This window comes from Halomonas sp. BL6 (assembly GCF_006228115.1).
Classification (GTDB): domain Bacteria; phylum Pseudomonadota; class Gammaproteobacteria; order Pseudomonadales; family Halomonadaceae; genus Vreelandella; species Vreelandella piezotolerans.
Genome location: NZ_VDGL01000001.1, coordinates 74485 through 95903 on the forward strand (window position 1 = coordinate 74485; position 21419 = coordinate 95903).

Below are 21419 nucleotides of genomic sequence, written 5' to 3' on the forward strand. Positions count from 1 at the left end.
GTCGGTCTCTTCCCGGACGATGCGGTCGCCGTCCCAGCCGTAGTGGGTGGTGGCGGTGGTGCCGTCGGGGTGGCGCACGGTTTTGCTGATGCGTCGGCCCAGGCCGTCGTAGCGGTAGGTGGCGTCGCGGGTCTCGCCGGAGGCGCTGGCGTGGGTGAGGTGCACCAGTCGGTTGGCGCCGTCGTAGCCCATCGTCAGGCGCTCGCCGTCGGGCTGCTGGCGTTCGATCAGGTTACCGGCGCCATCGTAGCGGTAGCGGGCATCGTCGAGCTGGGTGAGGCGGTTGTCCGGCAGCGCCTGCTGCGCTTGAGAGGCCAACCGATTACCAGCGGCATCCACCGAGTAGCGGTGGGCCTGTTCGCCGTGCTGGCTACCGATCAGGCGGCCCTCCGCGTCGTAGGTGTAGGCGACGATGTCGGTGGCACGGCCTTGCTGCTGGGTGCGGAAGTTCATGCGGCCCAGGGCATCGTACTGGTACTGCTGCGACACGCTCGCACTGCCCGCGCCGCTCAGGGTGAGGTGGTCCAGTTGCCCCAAGGGCGAGTAGCCCCGTTCCAGCACCAGCGGCGCGCGGGCGGCACCGCTGCCCAGGGTCAGCTCGCTCAAGCGGCCCACGTCATCGTAAGCAGTGAACTGCTGGCTGCCATCGACCTTGATGCGCTGCACCGAGCGGCCTTGGTCATCGAAGAAGAATTGCTGGCGGTAGCCCAGCGGGCCCTCGACCTCCTCCAGGCGCCCCAGCAGGTCGTGATGGTGGTATCTGTGGGTGCCGTCCGGCCTTCTGTAGTGTGGAAGTCCCAAGTGTAGTGGGATCCATGTCCGTGAATGGTCGTGTGGTTAGCTGTGAACATGTGGTTCACTTCTGGTTGGCTGTAGGCTATTTTTTCTTTCTTATGGCGCTATAAATACAAATAACCCCAAATGCTATTATTGCGACTCCAATCAGTTCGTGATGGCTTCCAAAGTTAATAACACCATACTTCCCTGATGACTGTATTGGTGAAAGAAAAACCATGATGCCAAAAAAAGAGCTAAATACCCCCAGTATCAGAAAAGTAATATTGTCTAGCTTCATAGTAATGCACCTGTCCTTTCGTTTTTAATTTTGTAGCTTATCCAACATAAATGACTTGACGAACTCAGAAAATTGACCAGCTCCACCCATGACACTTGTTGGTCCTCCTGGAACAAAATACCCATCTATGAAATCAATAGCTGCTTGCTGAACAGTTGGATTAGCTACCGTAACAGCCGCTCCTGGCGAAACTGACGCCACACTGCACATAGCACGTAGGCTGAGCTGATTAGCACCTGCAGCAAGAGTACTGCCTGCTCCTGACGCGGCGCTAACTGCTGAGGGAGCGGCTGCTCCTAACATGGGGCCTCCCAAGGCAGAGGAAGCCGCTGGAAGAGTAATGTTGTTACGGACAGCGCCTTGAACCCCTAAAGCGGCAGCATACTGTGGCTCTTTCGCAAAGGCAGACATGCTGGAGGGGAAAAGCCCTCCTAATCCCGGTCTATATGCGCCGCCTGTCAAAACTTCTCCACTTGGTATGATAGGCGCCTTGGGCTCTGGAGAGGAGATGCGGAAGGCGGCCCCCATACCGGTCATTGAAGCTCCAAACAACCCCAGCGGATCCACCATCCCCGTCGGATTGGTCACATACCCATACAAGTTCGTCCCACCCTGGAACCCAATCGGGTCCTGACTAATATACCGCCCCTGCTGCGGGTCGTAGTAACGATGGCGGTTGTAGTAGAGGCCGCTCTCTTCGTCGTGCCACTGGCCCTGGAACCGGATGGGTTGGGCGGTGTGGCCGCGCTCGTTTCGGGTGGCGGCCCAGTCGTGGGGCTGGGCTTGCCAGGCGCTTTCGCCGTGGGCGTTGACCAGTTGCGTCGGCGTACCGAGAGCATCGGTGACATAGGCGCTGAGCACCTGGCCTTGCGGGGTATCTTCAATACGCAGCATCGGCACAAAACTGCCCGGCTCATACACCACGGTGGTGCGCTGATTGTCGGTCTCTTCCCGGACGATGCGGTCGCCGTCCCAGCCGTAGTGGGTGGTGGCGGTGGTGCCGTCGGGGTGGCGCACGGTTTTGCTGATGCGTCGTCCCAGGCCGTCGTAGCGGTAGGTGGCGTCGCGGGTCTCGCCGGAGGCGCTGGCGTGGGTGAGGTGCACCAGTCGGTTGGCGCCGTCATAGCCCATCGTCAGACGCTCGCCGTCGGGCTGCTGGCGTTCGATCAGGTTACCGGCGCCGTCGTAGCGGTAGCGGGCATCGTCAAGCTGGGTGAGGCGGTTGTCCGGCAGCGCCTGCTGCGCTTGGGAGGCCAACCGGTTACCGGCGGCGTCCACCGAGTAGCGATGAGCCTGTTCGCCGTGCTGGCTGCCGATCAGGCGGCCCGCCGCGTCGTAGGTGTAGGCGACGATGTCGGTGGCCCGGCCTTGCTGCTGGGTACGGAAGTTCATGCGGCCCAAGGCATCGTACTGGTACTGCTGCGACACGCTCGCACTGCCTGCCCCGCTCAGGGTGAGGTGGTCCAGTTGCCCCAGGGGCGAGTAGCCCCGTTCCAGCACCAGCGGCGCGCGGGCGGCATCGCTGCCCAGGTGCAGGCGACGCTGGGTCTCCCGGTGCAGGGCATCGGGCTCCAGGGCGATCTCCAGGCCCAGTTCGGGGGCGCTGAGGCCGTGCAGGTGGCCACTGCCGTAGGTGTGCCAATGTAGCGCGGGCAGGTCGCCGAACTGGCTGACCTGAGGCGCGCCGTTGGCGGTCAACTGGTGCTGCTGTTGCCAAGTCCACCCCGCGCCGTCGGCATGGGCACGGTGCCGCTGCTGCTCCCCCACCAGGCGCTGGGCGTGGTCGTAGCGGAACGTCACGTCACCGTGGTCGTTGGTAACGCTGAGGAGCTGACCGTGCAGGCCCCACTGGTACTGCTCCGTGCTGGCCGGGGCGTGTTCCGTGGCGGGCAGGTGCCGGGCGGTGAGGCGGCCCAGGGCATCGTAGTCGTAACGGGTCACCAGCGGCTGGCCATCCGGGCCTGGGCGGTGGGCTTCCACGCGCTCGATGAGCTGGCCCGCGTCATCGTAGCGATAGTGCTGTTCACGGCCATCGGGGCCGGTCTCGCTCGCTAAGCGATCCATCTCGTCATAGCTAAACCGATAGACCGCGCCGTTACCCAGGGTGAGTTCGCTCAAGCGGCCCGCGTCATCGTAAGCGGTGAACTGCTGGCTGCCGTCCGCCTCGATGCGTTGCGCCGGCCGGCCATACTCATCGAAGAAGAACTGCTGCCGGTAGCCCAGCGGGCCCTCGACCTCCACCAGCCGCCCCAGCGGGTCGTGGTGGTGGTGCCACTGGGAGCCGTCCGGTAGCTGCGTGGCGAGGCGACGGCCCTGCGTATCGTGCTGGGTCGCGAGGGTCTCGCCCAAGGCATTGGTCACGCTGGCCAGGTAGCCGTGCGGGTCGAAGGCGTACTCGGTACGCTGCTGAGAACAGTCGATCTCGGCGGTGACCTGGCCCAGGGCATTCCACGCCCGCTGGTGGGTCGCCCCCACGGCATCGGTGACGGTGGTGGGGCGGTCGGGCAGGTCGGCATGAGCGTAGGCGAAGGCCGTGGTGCCGTCAGGCCCAGTGATGGTCAGCGGGTTACCGCGGGCATCGCGTTCGATCTGCCAGTGCTGGTCGTCCGGGCCGTCGAGTCGCACCGGAAGGCCCAGGGCATCCCGTTCGATGGCCCAGTGAGTGCCGTCTGGCAGGGTCTGGCCGATCACTTGGCCATGGTCGTCACGGGCGATCAGCGTCTCGCGGCCCAGGGGGTCGATAGTGGCGATCTTTCGCCCGGCGCGGTCATAGCGGAACTCGATGCGCGAGCCATCGGCCCGCACGTGGCCCACCCATCGCAAGCCGGGTCCGCTGCCGGTGAAGTAGTAGCGCTCCTCCCGGCCCAGGTGATCGACCACCCGGGTGTGGTCGTCTAAATAGTGGTAGGTACGCGTCAGCCCGCCCGCTTCCTGCTGCTGCATGACGCGCCCCGTGGGCGCATGATGATCCCAGGTGTAGCGCGTCTCTTGGCGGCCCGGCACGCGGTGGGCGACGAGAATATGCGACTGCCATTCGAACTCACGGACGACATGCCCCGCTTGGTCGTGAACGGCCTGCAAGTCGCCCTCCGAGGTATAGGCATACTGCACCAGCGGTTGATCGCTGGGCTGCCCTTCGGCGTCTCGCACGAGCCGTATGCCGGTCAGACGTAAACCGCTATCTTCCACCGTGGCGGCAGTGGCGAGTTCGTACTCCCAGTGGTAGTGGCGGCCTGCGCTGTCTTCGACGCGCACCAGCAGGTCCCCGTCCCAGTGGTAGGTGGTCGCATAGCCTTGGCGGTCCCGCTCTTGCGTGAAGCGCCACGTGCCCGCATCGTCTGCGGTAAACAGCAGGTAGTGGGCACCGTCGTAGAGCGTGATGATGCTGTCATCGCGCCGTGTGGCGTCGTCGAGTGCCTGCCACACTTGGGAGGCGCCTACGTCCGTCATGCCACCGCGTCGAAGCCATAGCTGCTCGGTAGGTGAAAAGCGCTCCTGGCCTGGGGCCAGGGCGCCAAACCTAATGGTACGCCCTTGGGCATCCTTCAAAGCACAGTACTGGTCGTTGACGCTGAGCGTTAGTGAAGCGCCCGGTACGGACCACCCCTGGCCCAATACACCAACCTCGGCGTTGCGGGAGAGATAACCACGTGTGAACACGAAGGGTTTAGGCGCGGGCAGGGCAAAATCCGTTTCTGCCGGTAATAGCTTGGCACCTAGTACAGGGTTGACCGGGTTACCGACGGTAGGCTGGCAAGCACTGCAAAAATCTGCCAGACCATCAAGCAGGGAGGTGTCAGTCATATCCAGCAGCTGTTCGCCTAGTGACGCAAAGAGCGAAGAATTGGCCATGTCCAGCAACGTATCGCCTAGACCGCTCTTTTCACCCGGTAGCAGCGCTGTGGTGGCGGCCTGACCACTGCCTACCCCAGCGCTGCCACCGGAATTGATTTTCACCTGTGCGCCAACAATGGTAATGCCACTTGGGTCCAGCTTAACGAAACTGCCACCCGCTTTGAGCGTGATCTCGGCTCCCGCATCAATCACCGTTTTTCCACCCGACACTTGGTGAATTTCCCGTCCAGCTTCCATCAGCTGCGACTGGCCCACCTTCTCATGGCGGGTGCCATCGATGATCAGGTGGTCGTCGCCGTCTACCTGAGTGTGGCGGTTGTTATGTACCGTGTGGTGGTCGTCGTTGTCGATCTCGCTGATGCGGTCGTTATGCACCTTGAGGTGGCTATCGTGGCGGATCTCTTCGGTGCGGTCGTTGAGGGTGAGTAGCTCCAGGTCTTTCTGGGCATGGAGCCAGATTTGTTCTTCCCCCGCCTCATCTTCGAAGCGCAGTTCATTGAAGCCGTCGGCCTTGTGGCTCTGGGTGCGCAGTACCGTGCGGGTTTTGTGCTCCGGCAGCGGGTACGGGGCGGTGTTCACGGCATGATAGGTACGCCCGGTGACCAGCGGTTGGTCCGGATCGCCTTCCAGGAAGGAGACAATGACTTCATGGCCGATACGAGGAATGGCGATGCTGCCGTAGCCGCCGCCTGCCCAGCCTTGGGCGACACGGACCCAGCAGCTGGCGGTGTCGTCTGGTTCCGCGTAGCGGTCCCAGGGGAACTGCACCTTGACCCGGCCATGCTCGTCGCAGTGAATCTCTTCGCCCTCCGGGCCGACCACGAAGGCGACTTGCGGGCCATCGACCCGGGGCTTGGGATTGGGCGTGGCCCGCCACGGGGTGTCGCCGGGAATCAGCGTGACGTGGTTGTGATAGCGGGTCATGCCGTTGGCATCCCCTTGCGTTATCTCATCCTCTTCCAGCGCCTGGGGCTGCTCGCCGACGTGGCTAACTTTAATGGCCTGCCAATCGCGGTTGAGGTTGTCGGTGTCGTGGTCGGTGAGGATAAAGCGCACGCCGGGGGCGAGTTCGGGCAGGTCGCTGTCGGCGTGGGCGGTGATGGCTTCTCGGCGGAGCTGTTCCAAGCGAATGCGGCTGAAGGGCTTGCCGGAGGCATCCTGCTTGTAGCGGCCGGGGTAGTCGTAGTGTTCGTAGTCGTCGCGCTGGCCGTGGCTCTCTACCTCGCGGCCCAGGTGCTCATGCAGTTGGGCGTAGGCGGGGTTTTTGAAGCTGTAGTCCTTCAACGTCGCCGTGGCGGCGGCCACCCGGGCGGTCTGGCTGAGCTTGCGCACGTGGCGCGTAGGCGCGGTGCCACCTGCGCGACTGTGGTAAGAGCGCTCGCCGACGTTGGTCAGTACCTTGGGGTCATCGGCGAAGATCAAGCGGTGGGCGCCCCCGTCGCTCTCTTCGCCTTTCTCATCAAACAGATGGAAGTAAAACAGGCCCTCTTCGGCGGCGAGGCGCTCGATAAAGGCGAGGTCGGTTTCCCGGTACTGCACGCAATACTCGCGCTCGGCGAGTTCACGAGTGACGGCAAAGCTCACATCGGTAATGCCCCGCTCGTCGCACAGGGTATTGATGATGGTCAGCGGATCGACTTTTTGGAAGATGCGCGAGTTGTGGCGCAGCGAGAGCCGCCATAACGCGGGGCGTAGTACCAGGGAGTAAAACGTGCGGCGATGGCCCCGGTCGCCCCGGCCAAACTCGCTGATGATGCCGTGTACCCGTCGCAGCGGCTCGCGATCCTGCCAGATGGTGAGGCTCGCTTCGCGATCCAGCAGTTCGGCGGCATCCAGGCTGCCGTCGCGGCTGGCCAGGTTCAGCGTTAGCTCGAAGGGCTGGGAGAGGGCTTCACGGTGGGTGAAGTCGATCACGGCGATCTCGTCAACGCCGGGTAACGTCACGGTAAAGTGCAGTCCGGTGCTGAGTGCCATGCCCATCCTCCTTGGATCATCAACCGCTAATGAGAAACAGTGAGGATAACGGGAGAGCTAGGAAGGGCAACCCCAGATCAGTAAGAAGTGACTATCTCTTACAGGTAAGTAAGCAATGTCTTACAAGATTTTAAGAGATCGCTTACAAAAAGAGGGGATATGGCTAAACATTTAGCAGCGGAGCGGCGAGCCGCTCCGCTGCTTTTAGCCGATTTTAAACGGATTCAACCCATTGGCCTGCTGCATCATCATGCGCTTGGCAAACGGCACCCGCTCGGCCAAGTGCAGGCTGAGATCGCCCAGTTGGCGCAGCGGTTTTGCGCCGGTGAACAGGTGGTGGAAGCTGTCGGTGGCGGCAATCATCGCTTGGTTGGCGAGGCGGCGCTGGCACTCGAAGCGGTGCAGGCTGATGTGGTCGCCGGGGTCGCGGCCTTGGATGATCAGCTCGGCGAGGGTGTCGGCGTCGTGCAGGCCGATGTTCAATCCTTGCCCCGCCAGCGGGTGTACCACGTGGGCGGCGTCGCCAATCAGCGCGAGGCGTTTGCCTATGTAGCGCTTGGCGTGCTGGCGCTTGATCGGGAAGCTTGCTCGCGCCACGATGCGGGTGAGCTTGCCCAGGCGTTGGGGGAAGGTGGTTTCGATGGCGTGCTGGAGCGCATTGTCGGAGAGCTGTTCGCGGGCTTTGGTGGCTTCATCGCTGTCGTACCACACCAGCGAGGCGCGCTGGCCGGGCAGCGGCAGCATGGCAATGGGGCCTTTGGGGGTAAAGCACTGCCAGCTAACATCCTGCTGGGGCAGCTCGGTCTCGACGTTAATGATCATCGCTCGCTGGTGGTAGTCGTAGCTGGTCACGCCAATGCCTGCCAGCTCGCGCAGGGTCGAGCGGGCACCATCGGCCCCCACGATCAGCCGGGCGCTTAGGGTTTTGCCGTTATCCAGCTCCAGCATGCGGGCGGTGGTGGCCGCCATGGTGCTCAGCGGTGCGCACTGGGTGTAGCAGGTCACGCTGGGCAGCTCTTCCAAGCGTTGCCACAGGGCGTATTGCAGAGCGCGGTTTTCGATAAAGATACCGAAGTCGTTCATGCCGCTCTCTTCGGCGGAGAACACGGAGTGGCCGGTGCCATCCTGATTGGCCACATCGATATGGCGAAACGGGCAGCAGCGCTCGCCGGGCAGTATCGCGCCGCTGGCTTTCACGAACGCCAGCGACCGGGCGTTGAGCGATGAAATACGCAGGTCGTAGTCGCCGCTGGCGGGTTTGGGGGCGCTACCGCGCTCGACGAGCCCCACGGAAATGCCCGCTTGGCCTAACCGTGCCGCCAGGGCCGCGCCTACCATGCCGCCACCGACAATATTAATCTCGTGATCCCACTGCATGAGAGGCTCCTTACTTCGCTATCGAGGGCACATTGCATGTGCTTATATTGTCATACAGTATCGTTGACTTGTCGCAGTGTTGCCTAGGGTGATCCATTGACGCAGGCCGTGGAAAGTTCAGAAAAACGCGAGAGCAGTCAGGTGGCCGGAGAAGCGCTGGCCGCGTTCATCAAACGCCACCCCAAACTCTGGGTGATTACCGGGGCGGGGGTGAGTACCGACAGTGGGATTCCCGATTATCGCGACGCCGATGGCCAGTGGAAGCGCCCGCCGCCGGTGCAGCACGGTGATTTCATGAGCTCCTTCGCCGTACGCCAGCGCTACTGGGCGCGGGCGCTGGTTGGCTTTAAAGCCATGCGCGAAGCCCTGGTGAGCGGGGCGCACCGAGCGCTTGCAGAGCTGGAGGCCATGGGGCATGTGGAGCTGCTGGTGACGCAAAACGTGGACCGCCTGCACCAGCGGGCGGGCTCGAAAAAGGTGATCGATCTTCACGGCAGAGCGGACGTGGTGGCCTGTATGGCCTGTGGCTATCAAATGATGCGCCACGCCATGCACAGCGAAATGGCGCGCATGAACCCCGCCTTTGCCGCGCTGGACGCCCACCACGCGCCGGATGGTGATGCGGATCTGGAAACCGATTTCTCCACCTTCAAGGTGCTGGATTGCCCGCGCTGCCAGGGCATCCTCAAACCGCAGGTGGTCTATTACGGCGATGTGGTGCCCCCGGCGCGTCGGCTGGCAGCACAGGCGGCGCTGCAGCAAGCCGATGCGGTGCTGGCGGTGGGGACATCGTTGATGGTCTATTCCGGCTACCGCTTCTGCCGGGATGCCCATGCCATGGGCCTGCCCGTGGCATCGCTCTCGCTGGGCGTGACTCGCGCCGATGAGTTTTTGACTCACCAGTGGCGCGCGCCGCTAACGCCGGTGCTGGAGCAGGCGGTTGCGTGCCTGAAGGGCGCTTAACGCGCTTTGGAGACCCACGGGTTACCTTCGCTCCAAAGCCGCCAAGGGGCGTCGCGGTCGGCGGGTTGGGCGTAATCGATGCCGACTCTTGGGCCGCTGGCAATCGCGCTGGGCGGGTCGCCAGACGTAATCCATAGCCCGTTCGCTTGATCGCTGTTCTGCGTCATATCGTGGCCGTAGAGGGCGTTGTCGATACGCAGCGCGCGGGTGAGTTTGCCGGGGCCGTTACACAGGTTGCGCCCCGCGACGCTGCGCCATGCGCGCATGACAGGCTCGCCGATCACCGGTTCCACCGCGCGAATCAATACCGCGCAGGGGTTGCCTTCTGGCTGGGTGACCACGTTCAGCAGCCAGTGCATGCCGTACACCAAATAGACGTAGGCGTGGCCGGGCGGGCCAAACATCGCCTCGGTGCGCGGGGTTTTACGCCGGTGGGCGTGGCAGGCAGAATCTTCCGAGCCGCGGTAGGCCTCGGTTTCCACGATGCGCGCGGCCATCAGTTCGCCATCCCGCTGGCGCACTAGCCAGCAGCCCAGCAGGTCGCGGGCGACTTCCAACGTATCACGGTTGTAGAAGGCCTGGGGCAGGGGCGTGAGCGCCTCTTGCTCTATCGGTGGCTTAACAGGGGTTAACGCGTCTCTATGCGGCATGCTATCGCCCATTACTTGAGTAAGCTGCTAGGGTATTCTTTAGGCCATTCATTGAAAAGCGGAGTTGCCCGTGCTGTCTTTCGAACATCAGTTCGCCACCTTGCCGGAACCCCTGTGGGTGGCGTGCCAGCCCACGCCCGTTGCCCAGCCCAGCCTGATCGCCTTCAACGATGCCTTGGGCGCGCAGCTAGGCATGCAAACCCGGCCCGACGACGCCACGCTGGCTCAGTGGTTCAGCGGTAACCAGCTGCCGCCGGGTGCCGAGCCTAAAGCGCTGGGCTACGCCGGGCACCAGTTCGGTAACTTCGTGCCCCAGCTAGGCGATGGCCGCGCGCTGCTGTTAGGCGAAGTGGTGGATCAGCAAGGAATACGCCGAGATGTGCAGCTAAAAGGTAGCGGCCGCACGCCGTTTTCTCGCGGTGGCGACGGCCGTGCGCCCCTTGGCCCGGTGCTACGCGAATACCTGGTGAGCGAGTTCATGGCCGCCGTGGGCGTACCCACCACTCGCGCCCTGGCGGCCGTTTCAACCGGCGAACGCGTGGTGCGCCAAATGGCCGAGCCGGGGGCCGTGCTCACCCGTGTGGCCAGCAGCCATATTCGCGTGGGCACGTTCCAGTTTGCCGCCGTTCGCCGCGATGAAGACGCGCTAAAAGCGCTGGCCGACCATGTGATTGCCCGCCACTACCCAGAGGCGGCCAATGCTGACGATCCGTACCTGGCGCTGTTAGAAGCCGTTACCGCCCGCCAAGCGGCGCTAGTGGCGCGTTGGATGAGCTTGGGCTTTATTCACGGCGTGATGAATACCGACAACTGCAGCATTGCCGGTGAAACCATCGATTACGGCCCCTGCGCGTTTATGGAGCAGTTCGACCCGCAGAAGGTGTATAGCTCCATTGACCAGGGCGGGCGCTACGCCTTCGACAATCAGCCTGGCATTGCCCAATGGAACCTGGCTCGTTTTGCCGAAACCCTGCTTCCGCTGATGCGCGTTGAGGGCGATGCTGCGGTAGAGCAAGCCACCGAGGTGCTACGCGGCTTTACCGCTCGTTTTGGCGCCGAGCAGCGCCGCCTGCATGCCGACAAGCTGGGCCTTGCCCCGGAAAGCGATCGCGCCGTGGCGCTGATGGAAGCGCTAGAGATCCAGATGCATCAAGGCCGCATGGACATGACCGCGACGTTCGACGCGTTGACGCACTATGCTCAAGTCTTGAGCGCGGACACGTCAGCCCACTCCCAAAAAGAGGCGCTGCTGGCGCTGACCACGCAGCCCGCTGGCCTGACCGCTTGGCTGGCCGACTGGGAAAACGCCCAGCAAGCGAGCCAGCAGAGTGAGCGTCTGGAGGTCATGCGTCGCGCCAACCCGGTGGTGATTCCCCGTAACCACCGCATTCAAGAGGTCATCGATGCGGCGGTAGAGGGCGATTTCGCGCCTTTCCAAACCCTGCTCGCGGCGGTCACGCAGCCCTTTGATGAATCCGAAGAAGCGCGCCGCTTGGCCGCTCCGGCCACGGAAAGCGAGCAGGTGTTGCGCACCTTTTGTGGTACGTGATTTAGACCAGCGAGTATGGGCGGAAAACCCGTAGCGGGGGTCTTTCGCCAGGGATGGCGAAAGTAGCGTCCAGGGAGGGATTCACAGCGCCCCCGCCTAGGGTTTTGCTGCTCATCAGCGCTGTAGCACACCCTGTGATAAACTGTGCTTTTTTACAGGTAAGGGCGGAGGCAAGGTCGGCCTGTGCGCAAAATCATCCACTGCGACTGTGACTGCTTCTATGCGGCGGTCGAGATGCGCGATAACCCCGCGTTGACCGATATCCCCATTGCCATTGGCGGCAGTGTGGAGCAGCGCGGGGTGGTTGCCACCTGCAACTATCCGGCGCGTAAGTTCGGCATCCACTCCGCCATGCCCATGGCTCAGGCGCTCAAACGCTGCCCCCACCTCACGGTGATTCGGGGCGATATGGCGAAGTACAAAGAGGTTGCCCGCCAGGTGTTTGCCATCTACCGCGATGTGACCGAGCTGATCGAGCCGCTGTCGCTGGACGAAGCCTTTCTGGATGTCTCGGAGGTCACGCTGTACCACGGCAGCGCTACCCGCATGGCCGAAGCCATTCGCCAGCGGGTGAGGCAGGAAGTGGGTATTACCGTTTCGGCGGGCGTGGCACCCAACAAGTTTCTCGCCAAGATCGCCAGCGACTGGCGCAAGCCCGATGGTCTCTTTGTCATCACGCCTAACGATATCGACGCCTTCGTGCAACAGCTGCCGGTGAAAAAGATCCACGGCGTGGGGCCGCGTACCGCTGATAAATTGGCGGAGCTGGGCATCCAGACCGGCGCGGATCTGCGCGCCCGGCCGCTGACCGAGCTGGTAGAGCGCTTTGGTCGCTTTGGTCATCGGCTACACGAACTTAGCCACGGGCGCGATGAGCGCCCGGTCAAAACCCACCGCGAGCGCAAGTCGATCAGCACCGAGCAAACCTACTCCCAAGATTTACCCACCCTAGACGCCTGCCGCCAGCAGCTCCCCGAGCTGATCGGCGATTTAGAGCGCCGTTACGCTCGCCTAGACCCGGCCCCCGCCGTGCGCGGGGTGATGGTGAAAGTGAAGTTCAACGACTTCACCCAAACCACTGTCGAACACGCCGACCCCGCACCTAACCTGGAGCAGTTCGAAACGCTGCTCAACGTGGGGTGGGCGAGGGGCGCACGCCCCGTGCGCCTGCTGGGCGTCGGCTACCGCTTGGCGGAAGAAACCGCTGCCCAGCAGCTCTCGTTGTTTTAATTAGCCGGTTAACCCTTGGATGGATTGACGAGGTTCGGTGCCCGCGTTAAAACAGACGTATGATAGATAGCACCCCTTCCCGTTAGCCGACCCGCGAGCCTGCCATGCCTGCCGATGCCACCCAACGCCCCCGTTTAGTGTTTGCCCATGCCAACGGCTTTCCCGGCTTGAGCTACCGCAGCCTGCTAGACCCACTGGCAAAAGTGTTCGATCTGCATCCGCTGGACCGCGTCGGCCACCACCCCGACTATCCGGTGAACCATAACTGGAGCAACTTGGTGGATGAATTGCTCAGTTACCTGCCCGAGACCGACGCGCCACTGCTGGGCGTGGGGCACTCGTTGGGCGGCATGCTGATGGCCATGGCTGCCGACAAGCAGCCGGAGCGTTTTCGCGGTGTGATCATGCTCGACCCGCCGCTGATGCTGGGGCCGGATGCCTGGGCGATGAAAGCGGCCAAGCGCTTTGGATTGATGGATCGCATCACGCCGGCGGGTAAAACCAAAGGGCGTCGCAGCGTGTGGCCCAGTCGCGAGGCGATGGCGACCTCGCTGCGTCGCCGTGGTCTCTTCCGTCGCTTTACCCCCGAGGCACTCAACGACTACATTGAAGCAGGCACGCGACTACTGGACGACGGCAGCGCTGAGCTGACCTTCGACCCCAACATCGAGCTGGAGATTTTCCGCCACTTGCCGGATCACCTCTCCAAATTACCGCAGCGCGTGGGTGTGCCCATTCAACTGGTGGCGGGGCAGCAGTCGCACTTGATGACGCCTTCACGCCTCAAGCGCATCGCTCGTCGCGGGCTGCCGGTCAGCACGGTGCCGGGGACGCACATGTTCCCCATGGAGCATCCGGAAGAGACGCGTACGGCCATACTGGCCGCGTGGCAGCAGTTTCGAACTGCGCCATAGAACCGATCGAGGAGGCGATATGTACCTTTCCGTACAGCTGAGCTACTACCCGCTGGCCGATGATTTCAAGCCAGTCGTCAAAGAGGTGGTCCAACGATTGGAGGCTACCGGGCTGGAAGTTCACCCCAACCGAATGAGCACCCAGGTATTTGGCGAGTTCGATGAGGTGATGGCGGCACTCGGCGAGGTGATGAAGTGGTCGTTCGAGACCCACGGCAAAGCCGTGTTTACCGCCAACTTCCTGGAAGGCGACCGGCGGCCACGGTAAATGATGCCGTCGGGGAGGGCTTCCTAGCCGTTTCCGCCTGCTTCGAAGGGCGTATTGCTGATGAAGCGGTTTCGCCAATCAGCACGCCACTGCGGCATGCTGATAAAGAAGTGCTGCATCTGCTTATCGAAGCGCACCCAAACGATGGCATCTAAATAGCGGCTATTCTCGGATGTCGTCGAAAAGTCGATATGCTGCGTGTCGAAAAGGGGCGTGCGGTAAACGTTCGCGGGCGCTGCCCGCTCGATGACACGCAGGTAAGCGACGCCTCCCAAGGGGGCGAGTAGTCCTGAGACTCTCACCGATTCGATCAGGTAATCGCCCATCGGGCTGACCACCGAGACGCTCGCGGGCGCATGAAGGGTGCGATAAAGACCCACGCACAGCGTGAGTGCGATGAGCAAGGCCATGCCAACCGCAGTGCCTGCGACGCGCTTCATGTCATCGCTCCGTCGTTGAGTAGTCGAGTCATCGCTCCTTACCGAGGCTCACGTAACGCTGCGCTCAGCACTTCGCACGCAGCGTTACGTTTGATCACTTAGGCAAATGACGAGTATTACTCACTTTTAGCGCTCGTGCAGTTGGTTATTTCACCGGCTAGCTGTTCCAGTAATGCGGAGTACAGTCCCGCATCCAGCGTCAAGCCTACGCCGAGTGGATCCATCACGCCCAAGTACGCCGACGTATCCCCAAACACGTTGTTGACCATCTGCGGGTTGAACTGCGGTTCGCTGAAGACACACTGAATATTCTCTTCGTTGACGAGCGTCTGTAACGCCTCGATGCGTGCCGGGCTGGGAGCGGATGCATCGCCGATGGAAATGGCCCCCGCGGCATGAACGTCAAAGGCCTCTTCGAAGTACTGGTACGCATCGTGGAATACGATGAAGCGGGTGTCCGTGCTGTCGGCCAAGCGCTCCTGGAGGCGCTGTTCGAGGGCGGTCAGTGCTTCTTGACCCTGCTCGGCGTTATCGCGGTAGATCGCCGCGTTATCCGGATCGAGTTCGCTTAGCTGCTCGGCGATGGCCGCCAGCCACTGGCGGGCATTCCCAGGGGCGAGCCAAGCGTGCGGGTTCATGCCGGTATGGCTATGATCATGACCATGGTGATCATGTCCTTGGGCTTGCTCGTGTTCGTGGTCATGCCTGTGCTCGTGGCCATGCTCGTGTTCGTGATCATGCCCGTGTTCGTGATCATGGTAATGGCCGTGTGCCAGCTCACCGTCTAGAGAAAACGTCGCCCCCTCGCGATATTCCAGCGTGCGGGTGCCGGGTACGTCCATCAGTTCTAGGTGGCGAGCGTCGCCCGCTAGATTGTCCACCGGCCCTTCCAGCCAAGGGGTGAGCGCATCGCTGACCCATATCACCAGATCCGCACTGTCCAGCGCGCTGGCTTCCGATGGACGCAGCGAATAGCCGTGGGGAGAGGCGCCGGGCTGAATGAACAACTCGGGCGAGCCAACGTCGCCCATCACGATCGATACCAGTGAGTAAACGGGGGGAATATCGACCGCGACGCGGGGCACTTCCGCCGAGGCTGCTAAGGGAAAGGCCGTTAGTAATGGCAGAGCGAAGTACGTAAAGCGGTGTGGCATGAGGGCTCCTGATGAGACGAGGCTGAGTGAACGAGACAAGAAAGGACATCCAAGTATCGCTAGTCTTGATATTTATGTTATAACATAACAAATGCGTCAAGAGCGGATGTCAATGATGTCACTTGCATCTTCCCTCCATCGTGAAGCGGTACTTAGCGTTCGTCAGTTGAACGTTCGCTTCGGTGGGCAGCAGATACTCGAGAATATTCATCTCGACTTGTTTCGTGAACAGGTACTCACGTTGATTGGCCCCAACGGCTCGGGAAAGTCGACGCTGGTGAAAACCCTGGTGGGCGCGGTAAAACCCACCTCGGGCAGCGTTACCATCGCTCCGAATCAGTGCATTGGGTACGTGCCCCAACGGCTCCATCTGGACCCTACGCTACCCATGACGGTCCAGCGCTTCATCAACTTGCCGCGCCGCCACTCACGTCAAGAGGTCGATAGCGCCCTTGAAGACGCCGGTGCCGAGACACTGCGGCAGGCCAATATGAGCGAGCTGTCAGGGGGACAGTTTCAGCGCGTACTGCTGGCGCGAGCGCTGCTGGTCAAGCCCGATATTTTGATTCTCGATGAGGCAACGCAAGGCCTCGACCACCAGGGTACGGCGGCGTTTTATCGCCATATCGATAGCGTTCGCCGCACGTACGGCTGCGCCGTTTTAATGGTCAGCCACGACCTGCACGTGGTGATGCAGACCTCGGATCATGTGCTTTGCCTGAATCGCTGCGTCTGTTGCCAGGGCAAGCCCGAGCACGTGGCCTCGACGCAGGATTATCGCTCGTTGTTCGGTGACCAGGCCGCACAAACGCTGGCGCTCTATCGTCACCAACCCCAGGAGACCGCCCATGCTGGATGACTTCATGTGGCGCGCCATGTTGGCGGGCATCCTCGTAGCGATGGCCGCCGCTCCGCTGGGCTGTTTCGTGGTGTGGCGGCGTATGGCGTACTTTGGCGATGCTACGGCCCACGCGGCCATTCTGGGCGTGGCGCTAGCGCTGTTGATGAATATCTCGATCTTCGTAGGCGTGCTGGCGGTGGCGCTGGTGATGGCGAGCTGTGTGTCTCTGCTGAGCGGCCGTGGCTACGCCATGGACACGCTACTCGGCGTGATGGCCCACTCGGCGCTGGCGGTAGGGCTGGTCGCCGTGTCGTTTCTTAGTGGGGTCCGTATCGACCTACATGCGTACCTGTTCGGCGATATTCTGGCCGTCGGTAAACAGGATTTGTGGGTGATCGGCGGCGGCGTGGCGTTGGTGTTGCTGCTGCTGTGCTGGCGGTGGTCCTCCTTACTGGCCGCCACGCTCAGCGAGGAGCTGGCCTATGCCAGCGGACTTCAGCCGCGTCGTGAACAGTTAGTGCTCACTCTGGCGTTGGCCCTGGTCGTTGCCGTGGCTTTGAAGGTCGTCGGTGTTCTGCTGATCGCCGCTCTGCTGATCATACCCGCCGCCACGGCGCGTCCGTTTTGTCGCACGCCCGAGGCCATGGCACTGCTTGCGGTAGGGGTGGCTGTGCTGTCGGTGGCGGGAGGGCTGAAAAGCGCCTATCTCCTCGATACGCCGACCGGCCCTACCATCGTCTCACTCGCCGCCCTGCTGTTCATGCTGTCAACGCTGATCTCCCAGGGCTGGCGGTTCGTTCGTCAGCGCCTTGCGCTCGAGTCGGAGCGCTTTCCCATGCGTTAACGCCGCCGTGCTGGCAGCGGTCGACCGTCTGCCCCGGTGCGAGCGTGTGGCTGTCTCCATCGATTTCTCACACTATTGGAGTTCTCATGATGTCTTCGCCCGTGTCTTATGTATCTCCCGCTGACGCATGGCCTGCGCACGCGGCCATTGGTCAGGACATTAGCGTGTTACCGCGTATTTTCGAAGAGGCCGTGAATATCGCGATTTTCGAACGCCCCATGCCCGCTGAGATCGCCTTGAGTGCCCAAGCCCAGTGCCAAACGGAGCGCGCCTGGCAATATAGCTGGTTGGGGCAGCCCGACGATGCCATGGTGGCGGACCTGCTGCGTCAGCTTCCCGCACCTGAAGCAGCCAAGCCGCTGGTGGACGACATCGCCACCATTGCCGAAGCGATGGCCTTCCTATTCGAAACGCGTACCGTCGGTCTTCGCCTGCGCTTGCTTGATGGTGCCATGTGCCCCCGCTTTCACTGCGACAACCTGCCGGTGCGGCTCGTCACGACCTATGTGGGCCCAGGCAGCGAGTGGTTGCCGGAGGACGCCATCAATCGTAAAGGGCTGGGGGCGCCGCACCCCGATAAACCCGAGATTGCCACCGACAATGCGGCAGTCCGGCGCCTCTCGCCCGGCGATATCGGTTTGATCAAGGGCAGCGGCTGGATCGGCAGCGAAGAGCGGGGGCTGGTGCATCGAAGCCCGGCACTGGAGAGCGGTAGTAAGCGCCTGTTGATGAGTATCGATCCCGCCTAGCGCTGGGAGTCTCTCTTTACAAACGACTCGGCAGCGCATGAGCGCCGAGGGGCACCCATGATCGCTGCCTATTTTGTGTGACTTTATAACGTACTATTTTGGATGGGATGACGCTATGCCAGATCAAGGCAACCCCGCCGACACGCGCCCGAGAAAGGCTGATAAAGCCTGGGCAGATAAGCTCCTGGCGATGCCCGACAGCGACTATATGAACGACGAACAGCTCGCCTTTTTCCGTCAGCGGTTGCTGGAGGAGCGCGATGAGATAGAAGCGCATCTACAGGAAATCCGGTGCGTCATTGCTTCCCACGAGCGTGACAGCGACGAGGCCGATCAAGCGGCGTTCGAGGAGGAGCTGAGTTTGGCGTTGCGGCAAGCGGATCGCGAGAGCCGTCTGCTCAATAATATTGCCGCCGCGTTGAAACGTATCGAACACGGCGACTACGGCTACTGCGACGAAACCGGAGAGCCCATCGGCTTGGCCAGGCTGATGTTTCGGCCCACCGCCAAGCTCTGTATCGAAGCGAAAGAGCGCCAGGAGCAGCACGAGCACCATTACCGCAAAGCAAGGTGGGGATAAGGTATATGCAGGATCCATCGTTAACACCCATCAACCTACTCACGGGCTTTCTGGGCAGCGGTAAAACCACGCTGCTCAACCGCTGGGTACACCAAAGCTCCATGCAGAACACCCTGGTGGTGATCAACGAGTTCGGTGCTATCGGGCTCGACAACCAGCTCATTACCCACAGCGATGAGCAGGCGGTCATCGAGATGAGCAGCGGCTGTTTGTGCTGCACGCTACGGGGGGATCTTAGCCGCACCTTGCAGCAAGCGTGCGATGGCTTGGAGGCGCAAGGGAAACCACTGCCCGCCCGCGTGGTGATCGAAACCACTGGGCTGGCCGAGCCAACGTCTCTGCTCCAACTGTTGATGACGGATCACTGGTTAGCACACCGATTCAGGCTGGATAGCGTGGTGTGCTGTGTGGATGCGGTCAATGGGGTTGCTACGTTGGATGCCCACCAGGAGGCGCAGCAGCAAGCCGCCGTGGCGGAAAAGCTGCTGATCACCAAGACGGACTTGGCGAGCGACGAGCAGGTTTCTCGCCTAGCGAATCGCTTGGCCAAACTCAACCCTGCCGCCGAGCAGTGGCAGGTGGTCAACGGCGAACTGTCGGCCGATCTACTGGTGGGCGCGGGGCTTTACTCGGAAGAAAGCCAAGCGTTCCAAGTGGCTCAATGGCTTAGCGCCAGCCGTTACGAGTTACATCCGGTGGAGCAGTACAAGGGGGCTTTTGCCAACTCGCAGGCCAACGCGGTCCAGCATGGCGATGGCATCCACTCCTTCTGCTTTAGTGTGGACGAGCCGATCGAGCCGGACGCCTTGGAAGAGTGGCTGAACTTGTTGATGTCCCTTATGGGCGAAAAGATGCTGCGCATGAAAGCCGTGGTACACCTGACCGACAGAGAAGCCCCGCTGGCACTGCACGGCGTGCAGCATATTTTTCACCCGCCGGCGCCGCTGCCCAAGGCCAGTGTGGGTGATCGTGTCTCCCGCTTCGTTTTCATTACCCAGAACGTGTCGCCCGATACCGTCGCAGGACTCTACCGCTTTTTTACCGCCGCTCAAGAGGTCGCTCCATGATCGTTTCCACCATGCCCGATGTCGCCAGACAAGCGCCCAATGCACAGGGTACATTGACCCGTGTGGGGATGGAGGGCATCGCGCTGCCGGTGCTGCTCGGCGCCCAGCGCGTTGCTGCCAAGCTCGATGCCACGGTCAGTCTCGACGCGAAAGAGGCCCGGGGCATTCATATGTCGCGGCTCTATCTAGGGTTGGCGCCGCTCGAGCAGACACCGCTCTCCCTAGGGTTGGTGCAGAGCGTGCTAGAGAGTTTTTTAGCCAGCCAGGAGGGGCTGTCCCAGCACGCCTACCTGAACATCGCAGGGGAGTTGCCGCTCGAGCGCGCCGCGCTGATTAGTCCGCTCTCGGGGTGGAAGTACTACCCCTTCACGTTGCGCTGCGAGTTGTCCCCCGATGGGTTTCAGTCGGCGCTCGATCTCGAGGTGGGCTACTCTTCGACATGCCCGTGTTCGGCTGCCTTGGCGCGGCAGTTGATTCAGCAAGCCTTCGAAGAGGACTTTGAAGACATACCGCTGAGCAAATCGGCGGTATTGGCGTGGCTGGGCAGTGAAGAGGGCATCTTGGCGACGCCCCATAGCCAGCGTAGCGTGGCTCACCTCACGCTTCGCCTTGCCACGATGGAAGACGCTGCCATCTCGATAGAAACGTTCATGGTGAACATGATCGACCGGGTGGAGCGAGCCCTCGGTACGGCGCTGCAAACCGCCGTCAAGCGTATCGACGAGCAGGCGTTTGCCTTGGCCAACGGGCAGAACCTGATGTTCTGCGAGGATGCCGCACGGCGGCTGGACACCACGCTGCGCCAAGCGCCAGGCGTGTCGGGGTTTCAGCTAAAAGTGGTGCACGCCGAGAGTCTGCATGCCCATGATGCGGTTGCCTATAGCGAATGGTGGGAGTGAAAGGAGAGATGAAGAGAGCGCTGGCGTAGTGGCAAGCGCTCAAGGAAGACCGACACCCGCTGTCTTGGCGGGTGTCGGGCTAAACCGTCAGTGAGCCAACATTTCGTCGACGATCTCTTCGCCACTGAGCGACGAAGGATAGTAGGTCGGCCAGTGGGTCAACTCCTCCAGCAGCGCTTCACGATCATCTCCCCAATACAAGTGGTAGTGGCCTGCATCCGTCGGATAGATGCTGTGGTCGCTGAACTGAATATAGTGGGGGAGCGCATCGTCGCTGTCGTCGTCTGCTAGTTCGAAGATGAAGCGAACGCCTCGGTTACCGGCCTCGTAATTCAAGATCTCGTAGCCATCGTACTGGTAGTCACCGGTCATCGACTCGCCGTTGGCAAAGAAGGTGACGCTGCTACCATCGATCACGATCCGCTCGACATCGGTGGCATAACCGGTGTCGTAGTAGGCTTTGTACTCTTCGGCAGTTTTATCGCCTTGTTCGGCTTTATGCGTGAAGACGGGGTCTAGAGTGCCGTCAAGTAAATAGGGATATACGGATTGCCAGTCGCCTTCCCAGTCGGAAAGCGCGCGATCGGCAATTTGCGCATCGTCGAAATAGCCCGCGTAAATATCGTTGTCATGCGCATGGCCCTGGTCGTGATCGTGGCTATGATTGTGGTCATGGTCATGGTCATGGTCATGGTCATGGTCATGGTCATGGTCATGGTCATGCGCGTGGGCTTCACCATCATCGTGGTGATGGTCGTGATCGTGATTAGCAAAGGCATGCGGGGCGCTGGCTAGGATCGCAATGCTTAGCGCCATCGCGCAGGCCTTTTTGTTAGCAAGTGTTGGCATGATCGAATCTCCGTTGTGTTGTTTTGATATGTTATAACGTATTGCAAGAGGCGTTCAATAGAGGAGTCGTGATTGACATCAACATGTCCGACAGTATCGCGTGTTTTCTGTGATGCTAAAGCTGCAGCGACGTGTACATAA

General features: G+C 61.6%; 17 protein-coding genes and 2 pseudogenes. 11 read left to right on the forward strand and 8 right to left on the reverse strand.

Annotated elements, in window-relative coordinates; genetic code table 11:
* The 4 genes and pseudogenes from FHJ80_RS00370 to FHJ80_RS00380 all read right to left on the reverse strand — a co-directional run.
* A pseudogene (locus tag FHJ80_RS00370) lies at positions 1 to 801 on the reverse strand (RHS repeat protein); the annotation flags it as partial.
* Between the two features lie 298 nt (positions 802 to 1099).
* Positions 1100 to 4927 (reverse strand): RHS repeat-associated core domain-containing protein, encoded by a 3828-nt coding sequence (locus FHJ80_RS00375; protein WP_369692943.1) that lies wholly within the window; start codon positions 4925 to 4927, stop codon positions 1100 to 1102.
* Between the two features lie 33 nt (positions 4928 to 4960).
* Positions 4961 to 6904: pseudogene (locus FHJ80_RS17385) on the reverse strand (type VI secretion system Vgr family protein); the annotation flags it as partial.
* A gap of 204 nt (positions 6905 to 7108) precedes the next feature.
* The gene (locus tag FHJ80_RS00380) at positions 7109 to 8281 is read right to left on the reverse strand and encodes a UbiH/UbiF/VisC/COQ6 family ubiquinone biosynthesis hydroxylase (protein WP_139525100.1); all 1173 of its coding nucleotides are present in this window, start codon (positions 8279 to 8281) and stop codon (positions 7109 to 7111) included.
* Positions 8282 to 8389: 108 nt separating this feature from the next.
* Between FHJ80_RS00380 and FHJ80_RS00385 the strand changes: the two genes are divergently transcribed.
* Positions 8390 to 9244, forward strand: a complete 855-nt coding sequence (locus FHJ80_RS00385) for an NAD-dependent protein deacetylase (protein WP_255303812.1) — start codon at positions 8390 to 8392, stop codon at positions 9242 to 9244.
* On the opposite strand, the gene FHJ80_RS00390 is transcribed toward FHJ80_RS00385, so the two are convergent.
* Positions 9241 to 9894 carry a DNA-3-methyladenine glycosylase gene (locus FHJ80_RS00390; RefSeq protein WP_139525102.1) on the reverse strand — a complete coding sequence of 218 codons (654 nt, stop codon included), beginning with the start codon at positions 9892 to 9894 and terminating at the stop codon, positions 9241 to 9243. The two genes, FHJ80_RS00385 and FHJ80_RS00390, sit on opposite strands and share 4 nt — an antisense overlap.
* Positions 9895 to 9964: 70 nt before the next feature.
* Between FHJ80_RS00390 and FHJ80_RS00395 the strand changes: the two genes are divergently transcribed.
* The 4 genes from FHJ80_RS00395 (at position 9965) to FHJ80_RS00410 (ending at position 13855) form a co-directional block, all read left to right on the forward strand.
* Positions 9965 to 11443, forward strand: coding sequence for a YdiU family protein (locus tag FHJ80_RS00395; protein WP_139525103.1), 1479 nt, complete (start codon positions 9965 to 9967; stop codon positions 11441 to 11443).
* Positions 11444 to 11626: 183 nt separating this feature from the next.
* The gene (dinB, locus tag FHJ80_RS00400; RefSeq protein ID WP_139525104.1) at positions 11627 to 12673 is read left to right on the forward strand and encodes a DNA polymerase IV; all 1047 of its coding nucleotides are present in this window, start codon (positions 11627 to 11629) and stop codon (positions 12671 to 12673) included.
* Between the two features lie 104 nt (positions 12674 to 12777).
* Entirely contained in the window at positions 12778 to 13587 is an 810-nt protein-coding gene (locus FHJ80_RS00405; RefSeq protein ID WP_139525105.1) for an alpha/beta fold hydrolase, read from the forward strand.
* A gap of 19 nt (positions 13588 to 13606) precedes the next feature.
* Complete coding sequence (locus tag FHJ80_RS00410) at positions 13607 to 13855, forward strand: YkoF family thiamine/hydroxymethylpyrimidine-binding protein (RefSeq protein ID WP_139525106.1); 249 nt, start codon at positions 13607 to 13609, stop codon at positions 13853 to 13855.
* A 23-nt stretch (positions 13856 to 13878) separates the two neighbouring features.
* Here FHJ80_RS00410 and FHJ80_RS00415 read toward each other — a convergent pair whose 3' ends face one another.
* Together FHJ80_RS00415 and FHJ80_RS00420 are read right to left on the reverse strand one after the other, a co-directional pair.
* Positions 13879 to 14295 carry a hypothetical protein gene (locus tag FHJ80_RS00415; RefSeq protein ID WP_139525107.1) on the reverse strand — a complete coding sequence of 139 codons (417 nt, stop codon included), beginning with the start codon at positions 14293 to 14295 and terminating at the stop codon, positions 13879 to 13881.
* 116 nt (positions 14296 to 14411) lie between these two features.
* On the reverse strand, positions 14412 to 15449 hold the full coding sequence (locus FHJ80_RS00420) for a zinc ABC transporter substrate-binding protein (protein ID WP_139525108.1): 1038 nt from the start codon (positions 15447 to 15449) through the stop codon (positions 14412 to 14414).
* Between the two features lie 112 nt (positions 15450 to 15561).
* Here FHJ80_RS00420 and FHJ80_RS00425 point away from each other — a divergent pair, with 112 nt between their 5' ends.
* From FHJ80_RS00425 to folE2, 6 genes are all read left to right on the forward strand, one after another.
* Complete coding sequence (locus tag FHJ80_RS00425) at positions 15562 to 16308, forward strand: metal ABC transporter ATP-binding protein (protein WP_255303813.1); 747 nt, start codon at positions 15562 to 15564, stop codon at positions 16306 to 16308.
* Positions 16298 to 17134: a zinc ABC transporter permease subunit ZnuB gene (gene znuB / locus FHJ80_RS00430; protein ID WP_139525110.1), complete on the forward strand. Its 837-nt coding sequence runs from the start codon at positions 16298 to 16300 to the stop codon at positions 17132 to 17134. The genes FHJ80_RS00425 and znuB overlap by 11 nt, the downstream gene beginning before the upstream one ends.
* A gap of 86 nt (positions 17135 to 17220) precedes the next feature.
* Positions 17221 to 17883: a DUF1826 domain-containing protein gene (locus tag FHJ80_RS00435; RefSeq protein WP_369692938.1), complete on the forward strand. Its 663-nt coding sequence runs from the start codon at positions 17221 to 17223 to the stop codon at positions 17881 to 17883.
* A 115-nt stretch (positions 17884 to 17998) separates the two neighbouring features.
* Positions 17999 to 18463: an RNA polymerase-binding protein DksA gene (gene dksA, locus FHJ80_RS00440; RefSeq protein ID WP_139525111.1), complete on the forward strand. Its 465-nt coding sequence runs from the start codon at positions 17999 to 18001 to the stop codon at positions 18461 to 18463.
* Between the two features lie 5 nt (positions 18464 to 18468).
* Entirely contained in the window at positions 18469 to 19530 is a 1062-nt protein-coding gene (locus tag FHJ80_RS00445; protein WP_139525112.1) for a GTP-binding protein, read from the forward strand.
* A complete protein-coding gene (gene folE2, locus FHJ80_RS00450) occupies positions 19527 to 20429 on the forward strand; it encodes a GTP cyclohydrolase FolE2 (RefSeq protein ID WP_139525113.1) in 903 nt (300 codons plus the stop codon). The genes FHJ80_RS00445 and folE2 overlap by 4 nt, the downstream gene beginning before the upstream one ends.
* An 87-nt stretch (positions 20430 to 20516) precedes the next feature.
* On the opposite strand, the gene FHJ80_RS00455 is transcribed toward folE2, so the two are convergent.
* The gene (locus FHJ80_RS00455; protein WP_255303815.1) at positions 20517 to 21278 is read right to left on the reverse strand and encodes a metal-binding protein ZinT; all 762 of its coding nucleotides are present in this window, start codon (positions 21276 to 21278) and stop codon (positions 20517 to 20519) included.
* Positions 21279 to 21419 lie beyond the last annotated feature (141 nt).

Excerpts from the sequence above, each read along its gene's own strand:
- FHJ80_RS00375 (WP_369692943.1), bottom strand. The coding sequence starts at position 4,927 with ATGGCCAATTCTTCGCTCTTTGCGTCACTAGGCGAACAGCTGCTGGAT.
- FHJ80_RS00380 (WP_139525100.1), bottom strand. The coding sequence starts at position 8,281 with ATGCAGTGGGATCACGAGATTAATATTGTCGGTGGCGGCATGGTAGGC.
- FHJ80_RS00390 (WP_139525102.1), bottom strand. The coding sequence starts at position 9,894 with ATGCCGCATAGAGACGCGTTAACCCCTGTTAAGCCACCGATAGAGCAA.
- FHJ80_RS00405 (WP_139525105.1), top strand. The coding sequence starts at position 12,778 with ATGCCTGCCGATGCCACCCAACGCCCCCGTTTAGTGTTTGCCCATGCC.
- FHJ80_RS00410 (WP_139525106.1), top strand. The coding sequence starts at position 13,607 with ATGTACCTTTCCGTACAGCTGAGCTACTACCCGCTGGCCGATGATTTC.
- FHJ80_RS00415 (WP_139525107.1), bottom strand. The coding sequence starts at position 14,295 with ATGAAGCGCGTCGCAGGCACTGCGGTTGGCATGGCCTTGCTCATCGCA.
- FHJ80_RS00420 (WP_139525108.1), bottom strand. The coding sequence starts at position 15,449 with ATGCCACACCGCTTTACGTACTTCGCTCTGCCATTACTAACGGCCTTT.
- FHJ80_RS00425 (WP_255303813.1), top strand. The coding sequence starts at position 15,562 with ATGATGTCACTTGCATCTTCCCTCCATCGTGAAGCGGTACTTAGCGTT.
- znuB (WP_139525110.1), top strand. The coding sequence starts at position 16,298 with ATGCTGGATGACTTCATGTGGCGCGCCATGTTGGCGGGCATCCTCGTA.
- FHJ80_RS00435 (WP_369692938.1), top strand. The coding sequence starts at position 17,221 with ATGATGTCTTCGCCCGTGTCTTATGTATCTCCCGCTGACGCATGGCCT.
- dksA (WP_139525111.1), top strand. The coding sequence starts at position 17,999 with ATGCCAGATCAAGGCAACCCCGCCGACACGCGCCCGAGAAAGGCTGAT.
- FHJ80_RS00445 (WP_139525112.1), top strand. The coding sequence starts at position 18,469 with ATGCAGGATCCATCGTTAACACCCATCAACCTACTCACGGGCTTTCTG.
- folE2 (WP_139525113.1), top strand. The coding sequence starts at position 19,527 with ATGATCGTTTCCACCATGCCCGATGTCGCCAGACAAGCGCCCAATGCA.
- FHJ80_RS00455 (WP_255303815.1), bottom strand. The coding sequence starts at position 21,278 with ATGCCAACACTTGCTAACAAAAAGGCCTGCGCGATGGCGCTAAGCATT.